The organism is Pseudochrobactrum sp. B5, assembly GCF_001939785.1.
In the GTDB taxonomy this organism is placed as follows: domain Bacteria; phylum Pseudomonadota; class Alphaproteobacteria; order Rhizobiales; family Rhizobiaceae; genus Pseudochrobactrum; species Pseudochrobactrum saccharolyticum.
Genome location: NZ_MOYL01000010.1, coordinates 12,416 through 34,478, shown reverse-complemented (window position 1 = coordinate 34,478; position 22,063 = coordinate 12,416). Strand labels below are relative to the sequence as shown.

Sequence of the window (22,063 nt, the reverse complement as noted above, 5' to 3'; positions counted from 1 at the left end):
CGGGCTTACCGCGACCGAACGACGAATGACGAGCAGACCCCGAGGCACCCGGTTTCATGCTCCGGGGCCATGAAGATGCGCCGCCTATCGGCGGCCAGATCACCATCATGAAGGGCGCTAAAGCGCCCTATTCGTCGGCCTTCGGCCGCCGCCCGCTCCCTTCACTCGGAAATCAAAGCAGGCCCGCCAAAATGCGACGAAACAAGCAATAAAAAACTATAGACAGCTATTGACAGCATCCCGGCTTTGCATCATAATTGCATCATCGTTGCATTACACATGCACGATGCTTGTATTAACAACCGAAGGCCGAAAGCGGCGGCAACCGCCCGGCCAGATCAATGCAGGAGTCAAAGCTATGAAGCGCAAATTTCGTTTGGGGCAAATGTTGGCAACTATCGGCGTGCTGGAGCTGTGCAAGCACAAGCATATCGACCTGGGGCCGCTGATCGACCGCCACGTTTCCGGGGACTGGGGCGACGTGGACGATGCGCAGCGCGAGGCCAACGAGGAAGCCGTGAAGGAGTGCGGCACCATCGTGTCGGTTTACCACCCGCACGGTGTGCGAGTGCTGATCGTGACCGATGGCGACCGTTCGCACACGGTAGCCATGCTGCCCCACGAGTATTGAGCCGGAGCCGACGCCGTGAGCAGAAAGCACCAACCCAAGACCGAAAGGCAGGAAAAGGCGGCAGTCATTGCCGCCTCACTGCCCGAAGATCGGGGCGAGCTGATGGACGCCGCGGCCGAGGCCATCCGGCAGTATGACGCGGCTATCGTCGGTTGTGACGACGACGCCGCGCACGCCGCCCGCGATCGGTACGAGGCCGTTATATGGAAGTTGAACGGCAACAGCTTTTTCGGCACCAAGGCGGATGCAGACTCACCCGGTTATCAGGTCGAGCGGCATTGTGCCGCGACACCCGGCACCGTGCCGCTTTGGGGTCAGAAGGGCGAATTTCTAATGACAGTCGAGGGCATCCGGGCCGTTGTCGAGTTTGGCAACGGCTACGGTTCCATGTATGCCCATTTCGCCTTTCATGCCGTTGACCTCGATTTGCCGTTTATCAGCGAAACCGGCTATCGGTCGCATTTCACCCCGGTAATGGGCGGTATGACAGTTGACGAAGCCGCCGAAGCCATCATGCGGGCAATCCTTGCCGAAAAGGGCCGGGTCTTGATTAAGCCGGACTCGCGCCAGTTCTACGAGGGCCGGGAGGCCCGCGCATGGCTGGATTACACCCGACCGGCACAAACCATCTACCAAGAAGGAAACGGGCAAATAGCATTCGGATTTTGAAACGCTGCGATCTATTGACAGCTATTGACGATAAAGCCCCGTTTGCATCATACTTGCATCATCGGTTGAGCAGACGGCCAACCGAGCGCCGGAGCCAAGGGGCGGCAACCCCTTCCGGCGTTTTTCCCATCAAAGCAGGAGTCACACATGACCAACGAACACACCGCGCCGGTTCTGTTTTATTTCGACAAGGCGGAAACCTTGCGCGAGTTTGAAGCCTTCCGGGTCGAGGCCAGCCAGATCACCCGACCGCATCAGATCCCCGCACAGGTCGAGGTTTGGAACGTGATCGGCAAGCGCCGTTTCATCGACCGGCAAGAAGTCATCGCCGAGTTTCCCAACGAGCTGTACGCGCAGATTTTCGCGGACATGGCCGACAAGACCGCCGCGCACATTTGACCGAGGGGAGGGCGGGGGAACCCGCCCTTTCCATTGAGCAGGAAGGCCGCAGATGCGGCCTTTTCTTTTTGACCTGGCTAAACACCGCCACGGAGCGGCATCGAGGCCGGGGAGGGTGAGGGGGGAGAGGGGCGGCCCCGCAGGGCCGCCAGTTCAAGCGCCGAAGAAGTAACCCGACAAGGCAAGACCGGCCAACACCCCGCCGACAATGCCCGCTGCAAGGCCCATAGCGGTCGCTAGGAGCGCGAAACGCCGTGCAGACCTGTCAACCACCCTTGCCGCCGCTTGTGCCTCTCTGGCGGCCTGCTGGACGCCTTGAAGGAGCTTTTCGGTTTGAGTGGCGAGGTCGCGGGTCAGTTGCGTGGCCGCCGTGGCGACGTCCTCGGTGGCCCGTTGGCCCGCCGCCTTCACCTTTGCCGCCGCCTCATCAGCGGCGGCAGGGAAGGAGGCCCGCAGCTCGTCGGTTTTATCAATAAGCACGCCCACATCGCCGAGCAATTCGGCAATCAGGGCTTCCCGTGTCGTTTGCGGGCCAGCCATAAGCTATCCCCCGTTACTTGGAGATAGCGGCATAGACCGCATCGAGATTTTCTTTGGCGGAAAAGGCGAGGCGGCGCATCGAAATCATTGCGGCAGCTTGCGCCTTTTCTTCCGGGTTTTTGGCTTCGCGCAGCTTTGCTTTGTAGTCCGTTTCATCGGTCAGAAGTTGCTCGATAGTCACCCGATAAGTGCGTAGCTTGTGATACAGCTCGCTAAACTGGATTGCGGCTTTCGGCTTGATCGTGAACGCCTTGCTGTCATCGTGATAGGCGAACAGCGGATAGAAGGCTTCTTCGACCGTTTCGTCAGATTCCAACTTGTTGAACACGACGCGAATCTTTTTCGCGGGAACACCCATCTTGGAAAGCGCGTTGATCGTCGCAATTGTGTCCTTGATTTGCTTGCTTTCCTTGACGGCAGGAACAACGAAATAATCGAAGTCCTCATGCGAACCACGATACTGCTGCATGAGCTTTACGAAATCCTCGACGTTGGACGCACCAATGTCGATAACGGCCTCATCGACCATCAGCAATTGTTCCTGCAATTGGCCGAATTGTTTGCCACGAACAACCTCGCCCGTGCCCTCATCGGCGTTGATGGATTCGACCGCTACAAATTCAGCGTTTGGCATCCGGGGAGCAAGCAGATGTTGCGCCACGGTGGACTTACCCACGTTGCCCGAAAAATTGATCACAGCTACTTTCATTTGTTGTCACTCCGCTTGGAAAAAATAGGCCGTTTAAGGCCAAGGTATTTATCGCCCAATTCATCGCGCTTTCTGGCGTCCAATGCGTCAGCCAAAGAATCCGCGTCAAAGTCAGGCGACACGTCGCCGGGGCCTTCACTCACGACAGGCGAATTGCCGTCCGCCTTGGGTGTCGCTTGTGCCGGTTCCGGTTGCCCCTCACTCGCTCGCGCTTTCTTGCGATAACGGTAGAGGTAACTCCGAAAAGTATTCAGGTTCACATCGAACCCGTTGGCGTTCAGCGTTTCGACAATATCGTCGTGCTGGACGCCTGCGCGTACCTGCCGATCAATCTCCGGCATCAATTCCCGGAGCTTCGCGGCGAGGGTCATTCTAGGTCGGATGTTTTCAATCCGATCTTTCAGGGCGTCCGTTTCATTCACTTGTAGCCCTCCTGTTAGTTAAAGGTCGTTTGCCTGCATCATAGCTGTCCTATGACTGCATCACATTTGCATCATACATGCATTATTTCCCTCTTGCAAGCCCGGTTTCCGTCCGTTTTAGCTCATTTTCTGCATCATTGTAGCACCATCATAGCATTATAGTTGCATCATTGCTGCACGATAACCCAATGCGCATAGCGCATTGGGAGCAGTTTTGACCCTCTTTAGGGTCACGCTGGCGTTATCGCATGGTTTCCGTCCTTAAAAGCCGGGTTGGTATCCTTAAATCTGGGCTATAGACAATACGCACCTTTCGGTGCGCGTAAGTCATTGATTTACAATGACTTCCACGCCAATGACGAAAACCTGTGTAGTGTTATGCCACTACAATATTGCCGCAACCCCTTGTAAATGCTAGGATTGAACCACTACAGTAACACTACGGGAGAGGACATGGCACTAGGCGACCCCATCCAAGTACGGCTAAGCCCGGAAAAGCAGGCACTTTTGGAGGACGAGGCGGCCCGCAAGGGCAAGCGGCTCGCTACCTATCTGCGGGAGCTACTAGAGAGCGAGAACGACTTGCAAGGCGAGCTGGCCGCGCTTCGGCGCGAGGTTGTCAGTCTGCATCACGTGATCGAAGACTTGGCCGACACAGGCTTGCGTTCCGACCAGTCCGGGCCGGGGCAGAATGCGGTTCAGATCGAAACACTTTTGCTATTGCGGGCCATCGCAGGGCCGGAGCGTATGAAGCCCGTGAAGGGCGAATTGAAGCGCCTTGGCATTGAGGTTTGGACACCGGAGGGGAAGGAGGATTGAGATGCATCCAGACGATCAAAGAAAGGTCAGCGCCGGAATCGTTATTGTCCTGCCGCTTATCTTTTGGATTACCGCCGTTCAGAAAACGGAGGTACTCGGTTCGCCGAAACTTTTGGCGCTTTGGGAGCTAATGAAGCTCACCCCACAGAAGCCAATTTTGTTGCTTTCTGCGCTTGGAGGTTTGGCCGTTGGAGTGTTGTTTGTCTGGCTATTGAATAGCGTCGGACAAGGCGAATTTGGCGGCGCTCCATTCAAGCGATTTTTGCGCGGAACTCGCATCGTCAGTGGGGGAAAACTCAAACGCATGACACGCGAAAAAGCCAAGCAAGTTACCGTTGCTGGTGTACCAATGCCGCGTGATGCAGAGCCGCGCCATTTGCTGGTAAATGGTGCCACTGGTACGGGTAAATCGGTGTTGCTTCGTGAGCTTGCTTATACCGGACTTTTGCGCGGCGACCGCATGGTAATTGTTGACCCGAATGGCGATATGTTGTCGAAATTCGGCAGGGATAAAGACATTATCTTGAACCCCTACGATCAGCGTACAAAGGGTTGGTCTTTCTTCAACGAAATCCGAAATGACTACGACTGGCAGCGTTATGCGTTGTCGGTTGTTCCACGCGGAAAGACAGATGAGGCCGAGGAATGGGCCAGCTACGGGCGCTTGCTGTTACGTGAAACAGCTAAAAAATTGGCGCTTATTGGTACGCCTTCCATGCGCGAATTGTTCCACTGGACAACCATCGCCACGTTTGACGATTTGCGGGGGTTTCTGGAAGGAACTTTGGCCGAATCTTTGTTTGCTGGGTCGAATGAAGCGAGCAAGGCGCTGACCTCAGCGCGCTTTGTTCTTTCCGACAAATTACCGGAGCATGTCACCATGCCGGACGGTGATTTCAGCATTCGTAGTTGGCTGGAAGACCCGAACGGCGGCAATCTGTTCATTACGTGGCGCGAGGACATGGGGCCAGCCTTGCGTCCGTTGATCTCCGCATGGGTTGACGTGGTGTGCACGTCTATTCTGTCACTACCGGAAGAACCCAAGCGCCGCTTGTGGCTGTTCATCGACGAGTTGGCTTCGCTGGAAAAGCTGGCGAGCTTGGCCGACGCACTCACCAAAGGCCGAAAGGCAGGGCTTCGGGTTGTGGCGGGCCTGCAATCGACCTCGCAGCTTGATGACGTGTACGGCGTGAAAGAGGCGCAGACCCTGCGGGCCAGCTTCCGCTCGCTTGTTGTCCTGGGCGGCTCGCGCACCGACCCGAAAACCAATGAGGACATGAGTTTGAGCTTGGGCGAGCATGAAGTCGAACGCGACCGCTACAGCAAGAACACAGGCAAACACCACAGCACCGGGCGGGCGCTTGAGCGCGTGCGCGAGCGCGTCGTGATGCCGGCGGAAATCGCCAACTTGCCCGACCTCACCGCCTATGTCGGCTTTGCCGGTAATCGGCCAATTGCCAAGGTTCCGCTTGAAATCAAGCAGTTTGCAAACCGGCAACCGGCCTTTGTTGAGGGGACTATCTAATGCTCAGTCACATGGTATTGACCCGACAGGACATAGGGCGGGCTGCAAGCTATTACGAGGACGGCGCGGACGATTACTATGCCAAGGATGGCGATGCATCAGAATGGCAGGGGAAGGGTGCGGAAGAACTCGGCTTGAGTGGGGAGGTGGACAGCAAACGGTTCCGCGAGCTGCTGGCCGGGAATATCGGCGAGGGCCACCGCATCATGCGCTCGGCTACTCGACAGGACAGCAAAGAGCGCATCGGCCTTGACCTCACATTCAGCGCGCCCAAGAGCGTATCGCTTCAAGCCCTTGTTGCGGGCGATGCTGAAATCATCAAAGCGCACGACCGCGCAGTTGCTCGCACCTTGGAGCAGGCCGAAGCCCGCGCACAGGCCCGCCAAAAGATACAAGGCAAGACCCGCATCGAGACGACCGGGAATTTGGTCATCGGTAAATTTCGCCATGAGACAAGCCGCGAGCGCGATCCGCAGCTACATACGCACGCGGTCATTCTCAACATGACCAAACGTAGTGACGGCCAATGGCGGGCGTTGAAAAACGACGAGATTGTGAAGGCTACGCGCTACCTTGGAGCCGTCTATAACGCGGAGCTGGCCCACGAACTGCAAAAGCTCGGTTATCAGCTTCGGTACGGCAAAGACGGTAATTTCGACCTAGCACACATCGACCGACAGCAAATCGAGGGATTCAGCAAACGCACGGAACAGATTGCCGAATGGTATGCCGCCCGTGGTCTTGACCCTAATAGCGTATCTTTGGAACAGAAACAGGCGGCCAAGGTTTTGAGCCGTGCTAAGAAAACTTCGGTAGACCGGGAGGCATTGCGGGCTGAATGGCAAGCCACGGCAAAAGAACTCGGCATAGATTTCAGCCGCCGGGAATGGTCAGGCCGGGAGAAGGGCGGTTCAGAAAAACAGGCCCATTCATTCATGCCTTCCGACGAGGCGGCCAAGCGGGCCGTTCGCTATGCCATCAACCATCTGACAGAGCGGCAATCAGTCATGGACGAGCGCGAGCTTGTCGATACGGCCATGAAGCATGCCGTAGGCGCAGCCCGGTTAGAGGACATTCAGAAGGAGCTTTTGCGTCAGACCGAAACCGGCTACCTCATTCGAGAAGCCCCGCGCTATCGCCCAGGCGGGCAGACCGGGCCAACGGATGAACCCGGCAAGACCCGCGCCGAGTGGGTTGCAGAGCTGGCCGCTAAGGGCATGAAGCAAGGCGCAGCACGCGAGCGCGTCGATAACGCCATCAAGACCGGCGGGCTTGTACCGATAGAACCGCGTTACACCACACAAACGGCGCTTGAGCGCGAGAAACGCATCTTGCAGATCGAACGTGACGGACGCGGCGCAGTTGCGCCGGTCATTGCCGCCGAGGCCGCCCGCGAGCGGCTTGCCAGCACGAATCTAAACCAAGGCCAGCGCGAAGCGGCCGAGTTGATCGTTTCGGCTGCCAACCGGGTTGTCGGTGTGCAGGGTTTTGCGGGAACCGGCAAGAGCCACATGCTTGATACCGCCAAGCAAATGATCGAGGGCGAGGGTTATCACGTTCGCGCACTGGCGCCCTATGGCAGTCAGGTCAAAGCATTGCGCGAGTTGAACGTTGAGGCGAACACCTTGGCATCGTTTCTCCGGGCCAAGGATAAGAACATCGACAGCCGCACCGTGCTTGTCATTGACGAGGCGGGCGTTGTTCCAACGCGCTTGATGGAGCAAACGCTAAAGCTGGCAGAGAAGGCCGGGGCGCGTGTTGTGCTTATGGGTGATACCGCGCAAACCAAGGCCATCGAGGCGGGCCGACCTTTCGACCAGCTACAGGCCGCCGGGATGCAGACCGCGCACATGCGGGAGATTCAGCGCCAGAAGAACCCCGAGCTGAAAATCGCCGTCGAGCTGGCCGCAGCAGGCAAGGCAAGCAGCTCGCTAGAGCGCATCAAAGACGTAACGGAAATCAAAAACCATCATGAACGTAGGGCGGCCGTGGCCGAGGCATATATCGCGCTCAAGCCAGACGAGCGCGACCGGACGCTGATTGTATCGGGCACCAACGAGGCACGCCGTGAAATCAATCAGATCGTGCGCGAGGGCTTGGGAACGGCAGGGAAGGGCATCGAGTTCGATACCCTTGTGCGCGTGGACACGACGCAGGCCGAGCGCCGCCACTCGAAAAACTACCAAGTCGGGCATGTCATCCAGCCAGAGCGGGACTATGCCAAAACCGGCTTGCAGCGTGGCGAGTTGTACCGCGTAGTCGAAACCGGGCCGGGAAACCGGCTAACCGTTATCGGCGAGCATGACGGCCAACGAATCCAGTTCAGCCCCATGACACACACAAAGATTTCGGTCTATCAGCCGGAGCGGGCCGAGCTGGCCGTTGGCGACACAATACGCATCACGCGAAACGACAAACACCTTGACCTGGCTAACGGCGACCGAATGAAAGTTGTCGCGGTTGAAGATCGGAAAGTCACCGTGACGGACGGAAAGCGAAACGTCGAGCTGCCCACCGATAAGCCGCTGCACGTCGATCATGCCTATGCGACGACTGTTCACAGCAGCCAAGGGCTAACGTCTGATCGGGTGTTGATCGACGCCCATGCCGAGAGCCGTACCACGGCCAAGGACGTTTACTATGTGGCGATTTCCCGCGCCCGTTTTGAGGCACGGGTTTTCACGAACGACCGGGGCAAGCTGCCCGCCGCCATTGCGCGGGAAAACATCAAGAGCGCCGCGCATGACCTCGCCCGCGACCGGGGAGGCCGTAGCGCCGCAGCAGAGCGCCAGAGGGAGCAACAGCGCGAAGCAGAGCGCAACCGGCAGACGCAACAGCCCGCGCATGATCGGCAGAAGGCCGCCAGAGAAGCCGAGCGCGGCATGGAGGCCGGAAGGTAAGCAGGGACAAGAAAAAGCCCGTAGCGCGTGCTACGGGCTTTCTTGCCGGTTCCCCGATACAGCCGAGGGGAGGGGAGGGCGGCTAAGCCATCTTGGACTTGGAAAAGATCGGGTCATAGAACACTTCGACCAGCTTCCGATCTTTGAAGAACAGCACAACGTCAATTGTCGTGTAGAGCACCAGCTTTATCATTTCCATTTCGAGCTGACGGCCCACATCGGATTTCTTGATGAGTGTGGCGCACCGCTCGAATGTCTGCAAAGCATTGTTCGCGTGCGTCGTCGTGATCGAGCCGGGATGCCCGGTGTTCAGTGAATTGAGGTATTCCCAAGCCTCATTGCCGCGCAGCTCGGCCAGAAAGATGCGGTCGGGTGACTGGCGCATACACGCGGCCAAGCACTCGTCGGCCGACACCCGGCCCGCACCGTAGCCATAGAGCATGTGAACCCGGTTCGGATGGTTCGGCAAGAAAAGCTCGTGCACATCTTCAATCGTGATGATGCGTTCCTCGGGCGGCACTTTTTCAATCAACGACCGGGCAAACGTGGTTTTGCCCGAGCCGGTCTTGCCCGCGATGATGATGTTGCGCTTGTAGAGCACGCACTTTTCGAGAAATTCGCGGATAGTGCCGTCGCGCTTGAGCTTCAATAGCTCAACCTCGAACGGCTCCAATCGCGTGAAGTCCTGCACCGTCAGATAGTGGTTCGCTTCTTCGGCCGAGGGCTTGTTAAAGCTCACATCGGTAAAGGTATCGAACGCGCCTTCCGCATCGAGTTCTTCCAGTGTCTTGACGACAAGGGAGTGTTTGCGGATGAGGAAAGACAGCGTGCCGTCAATCACGGCGGGCGCTTGCGCGATCGTTCCACGCTGCCCGCCGGGAAGTACAACATAGTTGACGCTTTTTGGAGCCACCCCGTTATAAACGATGATGGCCGTGATAAGCGCCTGCAAGAAGGGTTCGGTAAGCTCCGGCACCTCATGCACCTGCCAGCCTTCAAAGGTTTTTGTCCAAACCTCTCCAGGGCGGCAAATGGACAGTTCCGTAACCTCCGGCGCATCGAGAAACCGATCAAGCGGGCGCAGGAGTTGCGCCACGGCCTGATCTTTCCCGACGCGGTTCCCGCTACTTAGTGGGGATGCTTTCGAGACTGTAGACATCGCTGAAATCCAGATCACGGGCGACGAGGATATTCACCCGCTCGCCTTGGTTTTTATACAGAGTGGGCGGAATGTTGATCGAGTTGCGCAGAGCTTCCGCAGCAGCCGATTCCACCCCGTTCGCAGTGTTGGAAAACTGGATAGAGTTATCGCCTTGGCGACTGCCTTGACGGCTTGCCCAATCGCCCAAATCACCGATCAAGCTAATCATGATGGCACCGCCGAAACGCTCCCAAAAATGCCGATCAATCCAGCCACCCAAACCAGCTTCGCCAAGCGGGCCAGTACCGGGAGAATCTAGGTTGATGACGACACCGGAGGGCGTTTCAATCCGCGACCACTGCACAAAGATTCGCGCTTGGCCTTGCCGCAGCCCGCCTTGATAGAACCCGACGACTTTAGAGCCACGATCAAGCAGCACTACGCGGCCACTGGTCGAGTAAACGTCCCGCGTCAGATGGCAGGTAGTCATGCCGGGTTGCGTCGTCACAAGGCGCGTTTCAAGCACGCAATCGAGCTGCGTTCCCTGCGTTATCAGCATGTCACGGTTGCCAAGGCGGCCAGCACTTGAACCCGAAAGGCGCATCGGTTGCAGCTTTTCGGCCAGCTCACCGCCGCCACCACCGCCACCCATCAGACCACCGGCAGGCACATCGCCGCCTTGCGGCCGAGGAAGATCCTCACCGCCACCGCTGCCCGCCGTCAGGCCAGAGCGCAACATGCGTTCGCGGGCCAGCTCATAGGGCGTTTTTTCACGCGGGCCGGTCGGTTGCGGGCGCACTGGCTGCGTTACCGGCGCGGGCTGAATCGCTGGAACCGATGTAGTCGGTTGCGGCGGTTCAGGTACGTTTTCCGGCTCGGGTCGGATTGGACGCGGCGTATAACCCGGAATGACTTGGCGCACGACCTGTTGCGGCTGCGCGTCGTCATCCTCGACAACCCCGCGCACTTTGTACGCCTTGTATGAGAGCGTCACCAGCACCACGGCAATCACGCACAGCAGCACCATAAGCAGCGTGCGAGCACCGGGAGTATGCGGGCGACGTTCCGAAGCCAGCTCGGAAGCGCCATATTCGCCCTCGATACGTTCCTGCTCGGCGCGTTCCAGTTCCGCGCCCGCGTCGATTACGTCTCCTTTCTTGCGACCGAACATTAGTTGCCTCCTTTGTTGACGCGACGAACCGCCGGGGAGGCTGTGCCAGTGTCATTCGGCACACCATTGGGGTCATACGCTTCATTGAAGATCGCCAAGGCGCGGTTACCAAGTCGAATCATCCACTTGGGATTGACCTTGTGAACGGCAATGATGTTGTTGGACGAGCCAACCGTAGTGCGCGGCACAAGGCTTTCATTGCCTTCCGCATCCACAAAGTAGATCGACGGCAAATCGGCATTGGCAGAGAACTTGAAGTAGGTGAAACGCCCATCATCCCAAGCGTTGACCGGCGCAATGTCCTTGTCGCCGCTCATCATGTATTTGAGGTTGTAATAGGCCCCTACACGTTGCTCGAATGCAGCCTCGACAGCGGCCCGTGCGTTCGCTTCCCGAGTTTGCCGGGCCTGCGTATCGGGATAACGGAAAGCCAGCTCATACATGGCCCCATTGCGGTCATTCCGCATTTGCAAACGGAATTTGTAGCTGCGTCGGTCAGTCACGACGATGAGGTTGGTATTGGCTAGCTCGGCCTGCGGCTTGATAAAAATATGCCGCCCCTTCCGGGCAAAGGCATAGGCTTCGGAATCGCCAAAGGCATGCGTCAGATATTGCTCACCTTCCTCAAGCATGATGTGTGTTGCGACACCAAGAACGGTATCGACCTGCACCACATCAGCCGGGTTGTACGTCACGTATCGAATCCGATGGTCGTAACGCGAGCTGGACGGCACATCGAGGGCCAAAGCGGGCACCGCATGAAGCGAGGCCAGCAATGCAACGATAGCTAGTTTCTTCATGGTGCCCCCCTCAGTTATTGAGTATTTCCGGGTCAGCGCGATAGCTTGTGACCTGGAAACCAAGAGGGTTAAGCAACCGATCAGATGAACGCATCGGCGCACCGATGTAGGTATAGCCAATCGTCGCTATCTGATGTTGCGGAGCTTCGACCGTGCCATTGCTGTTGTGCTGTTGCGTCGTAAAGCGCACCGTCGCTTGGCCGCGGCCATTAGGTTGGATGGAGCGCACCCGAACGGTAATGCGGGCTTTGTTCCCCAAGACCCGATCACGCGCATTCGAGCCGTCAAAGAGCTTGTAGTAATCCTGCTGAACCGCCGGGGCGCTCAATAGCGCCGTCGTGTCATAGTTCATTTGGATTGTGTTGTAGTCGTAGGCTTCGCGATTGAGCACGTACTGATTGAGCCAGTACGTATCGACCACTTCGCCATAGCTGGACTCATGCTCGCGCAGCGTCGTCACCACATCGACGGCACCCGTGGCGTTATCCACCCGAAGCACCAAGGGCGCGGGAGCCGGTTGGGAGAACCCGACAATTCCACACACCATGCCAAGCAGGCCGAAAAGGCCGCTCGCCGTTGCCACCCGCCAAGCGGTCTTGCGCGATTTGACGAACTCGCCAATCAAATCCCGTTCCAAGCCACGGCTTTCCTCATAGTAGCTTTTGAGCTGTTCTGCCTTGACCGGTTTTGGTTGCTTCTTGCTCATAGTGCCCCTCGCTGAATTTCCACGGGCACCGTCTTGTTGACCGGCTCCCGGTTGAAATCACTCGGCTGCTTCGGCTTGGGAGCCGATGCACACGCCGACAATAGCCCCGTCATCAAAATTGCAAAAATGATGGTTTTCACGTCAACACCTCTCCTTTCTCGGCTGTAGAACCGAGTCTAACAGTTTCGTATCAGGATTGCAATTTTGATGTGTAAAGGGGCGGTATAAAACCGCCGCTTTACACCCTGACAACTACCCTGCTTTGCGTCCCCGGAAGTAACCGGCGGCTGCCCGTGCTACACCGGCGCCGCCGGTAGCAACGGTTTTCGCCATATTGGCGGCACCAACCGCCGCGCCACGTGCTGCACCGGGCGCAGCTCTTGCCCCACGGGCCATAGCGCGGCCACCACGCATAGCGGCACCCGCACCGCTGCGCATCGAGCGCAATTCCCACATATAGCCAAGGCCAATGCCACCGGCTAACCCGCTGGCAATGCTTGGCAATTGCATCAGCAGCACGATGGAGACAATCGAGAGGATGACGGAGCCGCCAATCGCGTAGGCGACGTTTTGCGCGCCATCAAACCGCAGATCGGCCATGTAACTCCCGAATATCTGCATCAGCAGCCCGAACACAGCCGCAAAGAGCACAATCAGCAGGCCATAGTTCAAAACCTGTTGTGCCCATTGATCGAAAAAGCGGTGCGTCGGCTGCCAGATCAGGGCGAGGATAAACAGCGGCCCAAGCCCTGCCAGCAGAGCAAGGGCAATCTTCGCAAGAAGCAAAAACGCGCCGCCTATCGCGGCCAGCAGGCCCGTAGCCAGCAGAATGATGATGCCGAACAATCCATAGAGCAGGCCGTCAGAGCTGAAGAACCCCGCTTCCTCAAACGCCTCGCTTGCCCGGTCAAACCCTTGTTGCGCCGACTGGTCAACCAACGCGGCCGCCGACGCCCCTTGTGTCGGATTTCCGAGCAGGGCCGAAGCCAGCTCATCCGGCACCGTGGTAATGGCATTAGCGATTTCGCCTTGATACAAACCACCGGCCAGGGCAATTGACACGATGATGCCTATTCGTAGGCAGCGGTTGAGAAATTCCGCCACCGGCATTTCCACCGCGCCCCGAATAATGAGCCAGCCATAGGTAATGAAGCCAAGGGTCAAACCCACCGAAACAACCGGCGTGATAGCAGCGATTGCCCGCGAGGAAATGTCCGTGACATACGTTGCCGTTGTCTGGTCAATCTTGTTGAAAAGCGGTGTGAACAGCTCGAAGGCCACGGCAATTTCCTCCCTACCGGATTTTTGGCATCCCGTCGCCTTGGAACATGGCCTTGCGCTGCGCTTCGGTTGCGTTCACGCAGTTTGCTGCAAGGGCTTTTTCACCGGGATTGTTCTTGCACTCGGCAATTTTCTCGGTGCGTTCCTTGGGGTTGTCGAGATAGTATTGAACGTCATGCGTCGGCTCGTCCTTGCAAGCGGACAGAGCCGACACCATCAACAGGGGTACGAGTATCTTTTTCATTGGATAGTCGGCATTCCTTGGTTTCCACTACTCAGGATGCGCATGTTGCGCTCGCGTCGTTGCTCCGAAATCAACGCCTGTTCTGCTTGCCGCAGTTGCGCGATCATTTGCAGCTTCGTCGTTTCGTTCTGGATAGCGGCTTGCTCGCCCGCGATACGGGCTTGCAATTCTTCAATGGCCTTTTGGTCTTGGGTACGGCTAATTTCATCCATCAGCCCTTCAATCTGCGCGAGGCGTTGCTGTGCCCCTTCGTAGGCCCGCAGGCCAACGGCCTTGTCGGTTGCCGCCGCCGTGCGGCTACGTTCCTCGATAGAGCGGCGCATATCGGCCACGGAGCCGTTAAGGCGCTCATCCCGCAGAATGTCATTGATCGAGCCAGAAATGCCCGAATACCCGCCACCATTGGCCGAGTCATAGACAGTGCGCAAATCATCCGGCAGATATTCGCGGAGTTGCGCATTGCGCATCAAATCCCCAAGACCACGGCCACCCGTGACGGCCTCATACATGCGCTGCGCTTCGGCGAGCTGATCTTTGGCCGTGTCGAGCTGTTCTTTCATGCGGGCAAACTGTTGGACAAAATCTAGTGCCCGCGTGCCGTCGAAAACAGGAATACCCTGGGCCATTACAGGGCTTGCCGCCCCAAGAATGGCGGCCACCGCCGCCGTCATAACCAGCTTCTTCATACGTCGCTCCTTTCGGCTTTCACACGGTCTAGGAAGATCGGCAACCACACCGCCGGGTCGTCTCCGACTTCGGCAATAATGCTTTCGGCAATTTCGGCATTGTCTGGCGTGCCCGACAGCACAAGCAGCTCATCATCAAAGTCACGCTCGACCGTCTCACCATCGACAATCGTGCGGAACTTACCGAGATTCATTTCGGCAAGCGCCGATTGGTCGCCCTGCTTTATCAGGAACCGGCGGCTGAACTCACCAAGGCCCCGAACAAGCTCAAATTCCGAGTCAGTCAGCTTGAAACCTTGCGTGTAATCCTCGTAATCCGCCTTGGGGTTAGCGAGGAAAATGTAGGTCGCGCATTGCTGAATGAGCGTCTTGGCAATGTTGCTTTCCAAGGCGTCGCTCGGCTCCTGCGTGGCGAATACAAAGATGCCGTTTTGCTTACGGATGGTCTTTTGCTTGTTCTTTGCCAAATCCTCGAAATACTCGTCCTGCAAGGGCTTCCAGAACTCGTCAAACACGTACATGAACCGGCGACCGTCGATCATGCTTTCCGTGCGATACAGCAGGTACATCATGACCGGTGTACGCGCTTCGGGGTTGTCCAAGAACTCGGTAATGTCGAACCCGTAAATTTGGTGCGTTGATAGATCGAGGGCATCAGTCGGGTTGTCGAACAGCCAGCCATAATCGCCACCCTCGCACCACTTCACCAATCGCGCATGGACGGTCGGGCGAGCGTCCATGTCGTCCGAGCGCGGGTTAGGCAGGAATTGCAGCAGCAACGACAAGCGCCGTAGCGACTTGTCGATACTGTCACTCATCATTGCCGTAATGGCCTGGTCGATTTCTTCCTCGTCCCGGTGCGTGACCTCGCCACCGGCAGCCGCGAGCTTCTTCACGAACTGTTTGAGGAAAATCAGGTTTGCGTGCGTCGGCGGGAGCTGAAACGGGTTGAACCCGCTTGGCTCGCCGGTTTTAAGCGGCAGATACCGGCCACCCATTGCCCTGATCGAGATTTCCATGCCGCGATCTTTGTCAAAGGCAACAATCGTCGGCTTGAATTTTTGCGCTTGGGCCAGCAGGAAGCCGAGCAGCACCGTTTTACCGGAGCTTGATTGCCCGATGAGCATGGTGTTACCGAGCAGGCGCTTATCGGTCGCATCTTCTTCTTCCTTGGAGGCGTGGAAGTTGAAGTAGAGCGGCGTTCCGCTCACGGTCTTGAGAATCGTGACCGCAGGCCCCCAAGGGTTTCCAGTCGGCTTGCCCGACATGAAATTATGGAAGGGCGAAAACGACAGGAAGTTAAGCGACGTGATCGGAGCTGGACGCGGCCGCCATTGCCAGTTAGCAGGCAGTTGCGCCCAATATCCCGCTTCCAAAGCCAGATCGACCGGCTTGGGCAGCACAGCCACATCAAGCATGGCAGCGCTCGCGTGCGCCAAGTTATCGCGCACTTGCTGCACCGTCTCACCGTAAACCGTCAGGGTGCAATGATGCTCGCCCATGACGAAATGCCCACTGATGAGCTGGTTCAGGGCTTCGTCAATTTCCTCAATCTGATCGGTTGCCACATCACGGGCATCAATCAGGTTCTTTTGGTGCCGCTGCAAATATTCCTTCGCGGCAGGCCGCGACAGAACCGAGAAACTATGCGTCAGCACAAATTCGTAATCACTTTCCAGCAATACATTGAGTTGGCCGGGTTCGGTCGCGTCGTCGTACTCGCGGATTTCCAGCATCCCGAAGCGGCGCAGGCCGGTAAGGGAACGCAGCTCCCCTACTTCGCCCCACTTCGAGAACATGGGCCGATTCACGGCCATGTAATCCGAAAAACGGTCGCGGCAAATCGGCATGGGGATATGCTCGCCATTGACCAAGCGGGCCAGAAATTCTAGCGGCGCTGAAAAGGCATGGCCGCCCTTTTCATAGACACTAAGCAGCTCGGCCCCGTACCGTTTGAATGACTGGCCCAAGGTACGGTTTATGTCCTCCAATGCCTTGATGCAGGACTCTTGCCGATGCTTCTTTTGGTCGGGCGTTTCGCGCTCCCGCTTGGCAAAGAACGACAACACCTTGTCGGACACAGGCCGGTAAACAACCGTCAGATAGAGGTCATTCACCATCAGGTTATAGCCGGTGAAGCTCTCCCGGTATTTCTCATCGAGTTGACGGCAAAACACGTTGTCAAACTCGGCATCGGGGTACTCATAGACGCGGCGGCGCACGATGTGCGTCCATAGCGACAGGTTCGCCGAGGAAATACCGCGCAGTGTATTGTTCAGCTCCCGAATCCACTGGAAAACATCAGCCTCCGAGGCGCTTTGATGGGAACGGCCGTCAATCTTCCAAACCGACAGGTATTCCGCGTTTTTCGTGGAAATGATCGTGTCAGTAACGTGGTGCGAGTATGGAATGAACTGGCCTACCGGCGTCTCCGAAGCCAGGAGCTTGCGGGATTCAATTGCCCCCATGCCTATCTCCTTTTTCGGTAGTTAGCGGGGCTATACGACGATGCGCCCCAAAAGCCCTTGTTGCGGTTGCGGAACTTGGTATCAATCCACAACCACCAGATACGGAACGCCTTGTCGTCGTTCTTCGTGATTTGGGCCATGATGAACCACAGCGGCGGCACAAGCGCCCACCACCAGATGCTGACCGTCAACGCTATGACGGCCACGCCCATGACCATTGCCATTAGCGGAATCATCGGCACGCCCCAAATCGTTGGAAGTCGCGTTGCCCCCTTGAACAGGGGGAACGCTTCGTGCTGCTGCTGTGGCGGCTTCATGACTGTCCCCCTTTAGGTAAACAGCATGGCCGTAATCTGGACGGCGGAACCGGCAATGATGACGCCGATAGACCACCGCACAAACGTATCCTTTTCGATGAATCGGCCCGCGTATGCGATGCCGAGGCAGAGCAGGATGACAGCGGCCGCAATGGGCACAATCGTCGTAAGTTCCTGCTGCAATGTTTCGAGGACGCTCCTCGCCTTTTCCAATCCTTGAGCCGCCGCCGGTTGAGCGGTGAGCATGGCCGCTATTGCTCCAAAAATCGCGGCCAGCTTTCCGTTAGCTTTCGCCCGGAGGTAGTTCAGGTTCTTCATGTTTGTTTTCCTCGTCAAGATTGAAGTTGCCATGAGTAACGCCCCTTTCGCGCAGAAAATTAAAAAGGTGTCTTGGGTCAGCCCAAGTTCTCAATTTGCCCCGTTGAGTAAGAAGCGCGTAGGTGACTGGCTTTTTTGTCACCGGATCATCCGCAACAAACGTGAAGTACCATTCCTTTTCCGAACGCTTCACGACTGTTACTTCGCGCACAGCCCTTTGACTAAAGGCTTTATCAACGCTTTGCTGTTCTATAGCTCTCATTTTGGTTGGCCCTTGATCGCATGTTTAATCGTTTCAAGTTTATCAGTCAGGGCCTAAAATTCTCCATTGAATTTCGACCACCGTATTATATCAAAATTGCAATCTTGATGCTATCAAATTTTCAATTTTGATCAACGGCGGCAGTTGCCTTCACCTCCTTTTCTTCTTCTTCATTCTCCGAAAAGGCGTCGCTTGCATTAAATGCGTCACGTACACCGCTCGCCTCATGAGAGAAGGCATCTGCAAGCCCTTCCCGTGGCTTCGTTTGTGCCGGAGCTAAACGCGCCGCACCCTTGGGCACCGCTTGCAGCTTGGCCGGTTCTTGTGTCCCACCAGATACCGGCTCAAGCGCAGGCACCGTTACGCCAACATGAGAAGCCACTTTCTGCACATAGCCATTGGAGAATCCGCGCTGGAAATTGCCCGTGTTGTAGCAGCTCAAAGCCGCCTGCAATGCGCCCTGGCCGTCGCCGTATCGCGGCACTGCCCTTTCGTAGCAGTCGAGCAATACGGTTTGCGCCCCTTTCAGGTTCTTGCACGGGTCGAACAGGTCGGCGATAGACATGCCGAGCCATTCCAGATTTTTGATGTTGATCTGACCGAGGCCCGCATCGAAGTTGTACCCATCACGGCGGAGCTGTTCGGCGGTCGCAATGGCTTCTTCAAGCGTTTGCGGCTGACGCGGCAATTTGTGATCGCCGTTAATCCCGATGGCGTAGATATTGCCCCGAGATTCTTGCGTCACAACCGCCGAAAGCGTTGTCGGATGGATAGCGGGCGCGCACATGGCAGCGATCACCGCGAACTCTGCCAGTGCCATATCAGTACCGCACCCGATGATGGAATGCTTCGTCTATGAAAACGTCGATAGCTCGTGGGTTTTGTGGCTGTTGCCACACAACTTGGTCATAGACTTGTACCGAGATGTTGCTGTCGTCATTGCCCCGATAGACCGAATAGCTGCCAAGGTGATTGCCGACGCAGGCACGTGGCCCATTACCTTCGTACATATTCCATGCCCCGCCGCTATCGTAGCGACGGCCATGCGTGGAGAAGGCATATTGGAGCCGACGCCAGTCTTTACGGTCGGCCGATTGAGATTGCGCGATATATCCCCCTGCTGGCTTCGTGCCGTCCGGGCACGGGTCATAGGGGTCATATACCAACTGCGCATAACTGCGTTTTCCAGTGCGCGAGTTGGTCGCCATAGCGCAGCTCGGGAACGGCTTGCCCTTTCGCAAGTGATCCCACAGCTTATGGATTGGCGGTTTGCATTCGCTTTCCGTGGTTGGCCCACGCGGGTCTGACAGGCACAATAGAACCTGACAACCCCAGTCATCAGCCTTTGCAGTTTGACTGAAAAGTGACAATGCACCTACAAGAGAGGCTGAAACGACGGTCATTTTTCGGTTCACGGTGTAACCTCCTTGGGAGTGAGATAGTTGTCAAAATTGCAATTTTGATTGATGATGACAGGAAGGCCGAAGGCTGTCAAGCAATACGGTCGCAATCTGACCATCCGCAATTCTAGTGTAGAAGGAGAGTAGAAAAGTGAATGACCTCAAGAACATGAGCGCCGACGAGCTGCGTGCACAGCGTGCCCAGATCGACGCAGAACTCAAGAAACGAGAGGCCAAAGAGAGGCAGGAAGCCCGCAAGAAAATTCTCGAAATTGCCAACACGCATGGAATAAACATCGCCGAGCTTGCGAGCAAGGAACGTCAGTATCGTAATCCTGACGACCAATGGGAAACATGGAACGGACGCGGGCGCAAGCCCAAATGGGTCAAAGAATGGCTCGCCAAGGGGCACTCGCTCGAAGAACTGGAAGTATCATGAATTGAAGATCGGGCCGTAAGGCCAGGAGGAACACTATGGAACCCCACCGCACCAACGTCATTATTTTTCCGAAGGTGCGCGAAGTCGCAGAGGCGGCCGAGCGAGCCTGACAGGCCCGAAAAGCCCGGCACGGGCGTCGGCGGCGATGACGGCGGCGGCATTATCCAGGGTTGATGATGGAAGTGGAGGATATCGACAACCTCTCGCGCAACCAAGACATCGCGGTCGGACTGCAAGTGATCTTGAAGCCACGGGCCCGTCCCACCCCGACATGGACCTCGATGCCCGAACGGACGTTAGATTTCGAGTTCTAGGCGTTCTGCGATGAAGGTTGGATCCCAGCCGGGATTGAAAGTGTCGACGTGGGTGAATCCGAGCCGCTCGTATAGGCCACGCAGGTTCGGGTGGCAGTCGAGCCGCAGCTTGGCGCACCCCTGCGTTCGCGCGGCATGGCGGCAAGCCTCGATCAGCGCGGAGCTGACACCCCGGCCCGCATGTGTCCGTCGCACCGCGAGCTTGTGCAGATATGCGGCCTCCCCCTTGAGGGCGTCGGGCCAGAACTCGGGATCCTCGGCCGACAAGGTGCAACAGCCGACGATGCCGTCGCTGCAACTCGCGACTAGGAGCTCGGATCTCAGGACGAAGGTCTCCGCGAATGTCCGGTCGATCCGCGCGACGTCCCAGGCGGGCGTTCCCTTGGCGGACATCCACGCCGCAGCGTCGTGCATCAGCCGCACAACCTCGTCGATATCACCCGAGCAGGCGACCCGAACGTTCGGAGGCTCCTCGCTGTCCATTCGCTCCCCTGGCGCGGTATGAACCGCCGCCTCATAGTGCAGTTTGATCCTGACGAGCCCAGCATGTCTGCGCCCACCTTCGCGGAACCTGACCAGGGTCCGCTAGCGGGCGGCCGGAAGGTGAATGCTAGGCATGATCTAACCCTCGGTCTCTGGCGTCGCGACTGCGAAATTTCGCGAGGGTTTCCGAGAAGGTGATTGCGCTTCGCAGATCTCCAGGCGCGTGGGTGCGGACGTAGTCAGCGCCATTGCCGATCGCGTGAAGTTCCGCCGCAAGGCTCGCTGGACCCAGATCCTTTACAGGAAGGCCAACGGTGGCGCCCAAGAAGGATTTCCGCGACACCGAGACCAATAGCGGAAGCCCCAACGCCGACTTCAGCTTTTGAAGGTTCGACAGCACGTGCAGCGATGTTTCCGGTGCGGGGCTCAAGAAAAATCCCATCCCCGGATCGAGGATGAGCCGGTCGGCAGCGACCCCGCTCCGTCGCAAGGCGGAAACCCGCGCCTCGAAGAACCGCACAATCTCGTCGAGCGCGTCTTCGGGTCGAAGGTGACCGGTGCGGGTGGCGATGCCATCCCGCTGCGCTGAGTGCATAACCACCAGCCTGCAGTCCGCCTCAGCAATATCGGGATAGAGCGCAGGGTCAGGAAATCCTTGGATATCGTTCAGGTAGCCCACGCCGCGCTTGAGCGCATAGCGCTGGGTTTCCGGTTGGAAGCTGTCGATTGAAACACGGTGCATCTGATCGGACAGGGCGTCTAAGAGCGGCGCAATACGTCTGATCTCATCGGCCGGCGATACAGGCCTCGCGTCCGGATGGCTGGCGGCCGGTCCGACATCCACGACGTCTGATCCGACTCGCAGCATTTCGATCGCCGCGGTGACAGCGCCGGCGGGGTCTAGCCGCCGGCTCTCATCGAAGAAGGAGTCCTCGGTGAGATTCAGAATGCCGAACACCGTCACCATGGCGTCGGCCTCCGCAGCGACTTCCACGATGGGGATCGGGCGAGCAAAAAGGCAGCAATTATGAGCCCCATACCTACAAAGCCCCACGCATCAAGCTTTTGCCCATGAAGCAACCAGGCAATGGCTGTAATTATGACGACGCCGAGTCCCGACCAGACTGCATAAGCAACACCGACAGGGATGGATTTCAGAACCAGAGAAAGAAAATAAAATGCGATGCCATAACCGATTATGACAACGGCGGAAGGGGCAAGCTTAGTAAAGCCCTCGCTAGATTTTAATGCGGATGTTGCGATTACTTCGCCAACTATTGCGATAACAAGAAAAAGCCAGCCTTTCATGATATATCTCCCAATTTGTGTAGGGCTTATTATGCACGCTTAAAAATAATAAAAGCAGACTTGACCTGATAGTTTGGCTGTGAGCAATTATGTGCTTAGTGCATCTAACGC

The 22,063-nt window shown here is 57.2% G+C and carries 26 protein-coding genes and 1 pseudogene; 7 read left to right on the top strand and 20 right to left on the bottom strand.

All coding sequences use genetic code 11. The annotated features are described in order from the left end of the window. Positions 1 to 358 precede the first annotated feature (358 nt). The 3 genes from BKD14_RS18295 to BKD14_RS18285 all read left to right on the top strand — a co-directional run bounded on the left by BKD14_RS18295 (position 359) and on the right by BKD14_RS18285 (position 1,699). Complete coding sequence (locus BKD14_RS18295; protein WP_012443531.1) at positions 359 to 631, top strand: hypothetical protein; 273 nt, start codon at positions 359 to 361, stop codon at positions 629 to 631. Between the two features lie 15 nt (positions 632 to 646). Next, the gene (locus BKD14_RS19220; protein WP_012196439.1) at positions 647 to 1,300 is read left to right on the top strand and encodes a hypothetical protein; all 654 of its coding nucleotides are present in this window, start codon (positions 647 to 649) and stop codon (positions 1,298 to 1,300) included. Positions 1,301 to 1,447: 147 nt separating this feature from the next. Further along, positions 1,448 to 1,699, top strand: coding sequence for a hypothetical protein (locus BKD14_RS18285; protein WP_012196438.1), 252 nt, complete (start codon positions 1,448 to 1,450; stop codon positions 1,697 to 1,699). A gap of 153 nt (positions 1,700 to 1,852) precedes the next feature. On the opposite strand, the gene BKD14_RS18280 is transcribed toward BKD14_RS18285, so the two are convergent. The 3 genes from BKD14_RS18280 to BKD14_RS18270 are packed head-to-tail and all read right to left on the bottom strand — an operon-like array spanning position 1,853 to position 3,370. After that, on the bottom strand, positions 1,853 to 2,239 hold the full coding sequence (locus BKD14_RS18280) for a hypothetical protein (protein WP_012196437.1): 387 nt from the start codon (positions 2,237 to 2,239) through the stop codon (positions 1,853 to 1,855). A gap of 13 nt (positions 2,240 to 2,252) precedes the next feature. Beyond that, on the bottom strand, positions 2,253 to 2,948 hold the full coding sequence (gene stbB / locus BKD14_RS18275; protein WP_012196436.1) for a StbB family protein: 696 nt from the start codon (positions 2,946 to 2,948) through the stop codon (positions 2,253 to 2,255). After that, the gene (locus BKD14_RS18270) at positions 2,945 to 3,370 is read right to left on the bottom strand and encodes a hypothetical protein (RefSeq protein ID WP_012196435.1); all 426 of its coding nucleotides are present in this window, start codon (positions 3,368 to 3,370) and stop codon (positions 2,945 to 2,947) included. Before BKD14_RS18270 ends, stbB begins: the two co-directional genes overlap by 4 nt. Positions 3,371 to 3,823: 453 nt before the next feature. On the opposite strand from BKD14_RS18270, the gene BKD14_RS18265 reads away from it, so the two are divergent. The 3 genes from BKD14_RS18265 to mobF are packed head-to-tail and all read left to right on the top strand — an operon-like array spanning position 3,824 to position 8,614. Beyond that, positions 3,824 to 4,189: a hypothetical protein gene (locus BKD14_RS18265; RefSeq protein ID WP_012196434.1), complete on the top strand. Its 366-nt coding sequence runs from the start codon at positions 3,824 to 3,826 to the stop codon at positions 4,187 to 4,189. Position 4,190: 1 nt separating this feature from the next. Further along, on the top strand, positions 4,191 to 5,714 hold the full coding sequence (locus tag BKD14_RS18260) for a type IV secretion system DNA-binding domain-containing protein (RefSeq protein WP_012196433.1): 1,524 nt from the start codon (positions 4,191 to 4,193) through the stop codon (positions 5,712 to 5,714). Continuing rightward, positions 5,714 to 8,614 carry a MobF family relaxase gene (gene mobF, locus BKD14_RS18255; RefSeq protein WP_012196432.1) on the top strand — a complete coding sequence of 967 codons (2,901 nt, stop codon included), beginning with the start codon at positions 5,714 to 5,716 and terminating at the stop codon, positions 8,612 to 8,614. The genes BKD14_RS18260 and mobF overlap by 1 nt, the downstream gene beginning before the upstream one ends. Before the next feature lie 82 nt (positions 8,615 to 8,696). Here the strand turns inward: mobF and virB11 are convergent, their stop codons facing one another. From virB11 to BKD14_RS18185, 14 genes and pseudogenes are all read right to left on the bottom strand, one after another. Then, on the bottom strand, positions 8,697 to 9,773 hold the full coding sequence (virB11, locus tag BKD14_RS18250) for a P-type DNA transfer ATPase VirB11 (protein ID WP_012196431.1): 1,077 nt from the start codon (positions 9,771 to 9,773) through the stop codon (positions 8,697 to 8,699). Continuing rightward, the gene (gene virB10 / locus BKD14_RS18245) at positions 9,739 to 10,926 is read right to left on the bottom strand and encodes a type IV secretion system protein VirB10 (protein WP_012196430.1); all 1,188 of its coding nucleotides are present in this window, start codon (positions 10,924 to 10,926) and stop codon (positions 9,739 to 9,741) included. Before virB10 ends, virB11 begins: the two co-directional genes overlap by 35 nt. Next, entirely contained in the window at positions 10,926 to 11,726 is an 801-nt protein-coding gene (virB9, locus tag BKD14_RS18240) for a P-type conjugative transfer protein VirB9 (RefSeq protein WP_012196429.1), read from the bottom strand. The genes virB10 and virB9 overlap by 1 nt, the downstream gene beginning before the upstream one ends. A 10-nt stretch (positions 11,727 to 11,736) precedes the next feature. Next, complete coding sequence (locus BKD14_RS18235) at positions 11,737 to 12,432, bottom strand: VirB8/TrbF family protein (protein ID WP_012196428.1); 696 nt, start codon at positions 12,430 to 12,432, stop codon at positions 11,737 to 11,739. Beyond that, entirely contained in the window at positions 12,429 to 12,572 is a 144-nt protein-coding gene (locus tag BKD14_RS18230; RefSeq protein ID WP_012196427.1) for a trwH protein, read from the bottom strand. Before BKD14_RS18230 ends, BKD14_RS18235 begins: the two co-directional genes overlap by 4 nt. 310 nt (positions 12,573 to 12,882) lie before the next feature. After that, positions 12,883 to 13,713 (bottom strand): annotated as a pseudogene (locus BKD14_RS18225) (type IV secretion system protein); the annotation flags it as partial. Positions 13,714 to 13,726: 13 nt separating this feature from the next. Continuing rightward, complete coding sequence (locus BKD14_RS18220; RefSeq protein ID WP_012196425.1) at positions 13,727 to 13,957, bottom strand: EexN family lipoprotein; 231 nt, start codon at positions 13,955 to 13,957, stop codon at positions 13,727 to 13,729. Further along, entirely contained in the window at positions 13,954 to 14,643 is a 690-nt protein-coding gene (virB5, locus tag BKD14_RS18215) for a P-type DNA transfer protein VirB5 (RefSeq protein ID WP_012196424.1), read from the bottom strand. The genes BKD14_RS18220 and virB5 overlap by 4 nt, the downstream gene beginning before the upstream one ends. Continuing rightward, complete coding sequence (locus tag BKD14_RS18210; protein ID WP_012196423.1) at positions 14,640 to 17,111, bottom strand: VirB4 family type IV secretion/conjugal transfer ATPase; 2,472 nt, start codon at positions 17,109 to 17,111, stop codon at positions 14,640 to 14,642. Before BKD14_RS18210 ends, virB5 begins: the two co-directional genes overlap by 4 nt. Positions 17,112 to 17,113: 2 nt before the next feature. Continuing rightward, positions 17,114 to 17,428, bottom strand: a complete 315-nt coding sequence (locus tag BKD14_RS18205) for a VirB3 family type IV secretion system protein (protein WP_012196422.1) — start codon at positions 17,426 to 17,428, stop codon at positions 17,114 to 17,116. A gap of 12 nt (positions 17,429 to 17,440) precedes the next feature. Then, on the bottom strand, positions 17,441 to 17,746 hold the full coding sequence (gene trwL / locus BKD14_RS18200) for a VirB2 family type IV secretion system major pilin TrwL (RefSeq protein WP_031942907.1): 306 nt from the start codon (positions 17,744 to 17,746) through the stop codon (positions 17,441 to 17,443). Continuing rightward, entirely contained in the window at positions 17,712 to 18,008 is a 297-nt protein-coding gene (gene korA, locus BKD14_RS18195; protein ID WP_012196420.1) for a KorA family transcriptional regulator, read from the bottom strand. The genes trwL and korA overlap by 35 nt, the downstream gene beginning before the upstream one ends. Positions 18,009 to 18,129: 121 nt before the next feature. Continuing rightward, a complete protein-coding gene (locus tag BKD14_RS18190) occupies positions 18,130 to 18,828 on the bottom strand; it encodes a lytic transglycosylase domain-containing protein (RefSeq protein WP_012443549.1) in 699 nt (232 codons plus the stop codon). Position 18,829: 1 nt separating this feature from the next. Next, positions 18,830 to 19,411 (bottom strand): hypothetical protein, encoded by a 582-nt coding sequence (locus BKD14_RS18185; RefSeq protein ID WP_012196419.1) that lies wholly within the window; start codon positions 19,409 to 19,411, stop codon positions 18,830 to 18,832. Positions 19,412 to 19,559: 148 nt separating this feature from the next. Between BKD14_RS18185 and BKD14_RS18180 the strand changes: the two genes are divergently transcribed. Further along, positions 19,560 to 19,847, top strand: coding sequence for an H-NS histone family protein (locus BKD14_RS18180; RefSeq protein WP_012414174.1), 288 nt, complete (start codon positions 19,560 to 19,562; stop codon positions 19,845 to 19,847). 296 nt (positions 19,848 to 20,143) lie between these two features. On the opposite strand, the gene BKD14_RS18175 is transcribed toward BKD14_RS18180, so the two are convergent. From BKD14_RS18175 to BKD14_RS18160, 3 genes are all read right to left on the bottom strand, one after another. Beyond that, positions 20,144 to 20,644 carry a GNAT family N-acetyltransferase gene (locus BKD14_RS18175; RefSeq protein WP_000376623.1) on the bottom strand — a complete coding sequence of 167 codons (501 nt, stop codon included), beginning with the start codon at positions 20,642 to 20,644 and terminating at the stop codon, positions 20,144 to 20,146. Positions 20,645 to 20,771: 127 nt separating this feature from the next. Continuing rightward, positions 20,772 to 21,611, bottom strand: coding sequence for a sulfonamide-resistant dihydropteroate synthase Sul1 (gene sul1, locus BKD14_RS18165; RefSeq protein ID WP_000259031.1), 840 nt, complete (start codon positions 21,609 to 21,611; stop codon positions 20,772 to 20,774). Then, on the bottom strand, positions 21,605 to 21,952 hold the full coding sequence (locus BKD14_RS18160; protein ID WP_000679427.1) for a quaternary ammonium compound efflux SMR transporter QacE delta 1: 348 nt from the start codon (positions 21,950 to 21,952) through the stop codon (positions 21,605 to 21,607). Before BKD14_RS18160 ends, sul1 begins: the two co-directional genes overlap by 7 nt. Positions 21,953 to 22,063 lie beyond the last annotated feature (111 nt).

Coding starts and splice junctions, on each gene's coding strand:
- BKD14_RS18295 (WP_012443531.1), top strand. CDS start 359: ATGAAGCGCAAATTTCGTTTGGGGCAAATGTTGGCAACTATCGGCGTG.
- BKD14_RS18285 (WP_012196438.1), top strand. CDS start 1,448: ATGACCAACGAACACACCGCGCCGGTTCTGTTTTATTTCGACAAGGCG.
- BKD14_RS18280 (WP_012196437.1), bottom strand. CDS start 2,239: ATGGCTGGCCCGCAAACGACACGGGAAGCCCTGATTGCCGAATTGCTC.
- stbB (WP_012196436.1), bottom strand. CDS start 2,948: ATGAAAGTAGCTGTGATCAATTTTTCGGGCAACGTGGGTAAGTCCACC.
- BKD14_RS18265 (WP_012196434.1), top strand. CDS start 3,824: ATGGCACTAGGCGACCCCATCCAAGTACGGCTAAGCCCGGAAAAGCAG.
- BKD14_RS18260 (WP_012196433.1), top strand. CDS start 4,191: ATGCATCCAGACGATCAAAGAAAGGTCAGCGCCGGAATCGTTATTGTC.
- mobF (WP_012196432.1), top strand. CDS start 5,714: ATGCTCAGTCACATGGTATTGACCCGACAGGACATAGGGCGGGCTGCA.
- virB11 (WP_012196431.1), bottom strand. CDS start 9,773: ATGTCTACAGTCTCGAAAGCATCCCCACTAAGTAGCGGGAACCGCGTC.
- virB10 (WP_012196430.1), bottom strand. CDS start 10,926: ATGTTCGGTCGCAAGAAAGGAGACGTAATCGACGCGGGCGCGGAACTG.
- virB9 (WP_012196429.1), bottom strand. CDS start 11,726: ATGAAGAAACTAGCTATCGTTGCATTGCTGGCCTCGCTTCATGCGGTG.
- BKD14_RS18235 (WP_012196428.1), bottom strand. CDS start 12,432: ATGAGCAAGAAGCAACCAAAACCGGTCAAGGCAGAACAGCTCAAAAGC.
- BKD14_RS18220 (WP_012196425.1), bottom strand. CDS start 13,957: ATGAAAAAGATACTCGTACCCCTGTTGATGGTGTCGGCTCTGTCCGCT.
- virB5 (WP_012196424.1), bottom strand. CDS start 14,643: ATGAAGAAGCTGGTTATGACGGCGGCGGTGGCCGCCATTCTTGGGGCG.
- BKD14_RS18210 (WP_012196423.1), bottom strand. CDS start 17,111: ATGGGGGCAATTGAATCCCGCAAGCTCCTGGCTTCGGAGACGCCGGTA.
- BKD14_RS18205 (WP_012196422.1), bottom strand. CDS start 17,428: ATGAAGCCGCCACAGCAGCAGCACGAAGCGTTCCCCCTGTTCAAGGGG.
- trwL (WP_031942907.1), bottom strand. CDS start 17,746: ATGAAGAACCTGAACTACCTCCGGGCGAAAGCTAACGGAAAGCTGGCC.
- korA (WP_012196420.1), bottom strand. CDS start 18,008: ATGAGAGCTATAGAACAGCAAAGCGTTGATAAAGCCTTTAGTCAAAGG.
- BKD14_RS18190 (WP_012443549.1), bottom strand. CDS start 18,828: ATGGCACTGGCAGAGTTCGCGGTGATCGCTGCCATGTGCGCGCCCGCT.
- BKD14_RS18185 (WP_012196419.1), bottom strand. CDS start 19,411: ATGACCGTCGTTTCAGCCTCTCTTGTAGGTGCATTGTCACTTTTCAGT.
- BKD14_RS18175 (WP_000376623.1), bottom strand. CDS start 20,644: ATGGACAGCGAGGAGCCTCCGAACGTTCGGGTCGCCTGCTCGGGTGAT.
- sul1 (WP_000259031.1), bottom strand. CDS start 21,611: ATGGTGACGGTGTTCGGCATTCTGAATCTCACCGAGGACTCCTTCTTC.
- BKD14_RS18160 (WP_000679427.1), bottom strand. CDS start 21,952: ATGAAAGGCTGGCTTTTTCTTGTTATCGCAATAGTTGGCGAAGTAATC.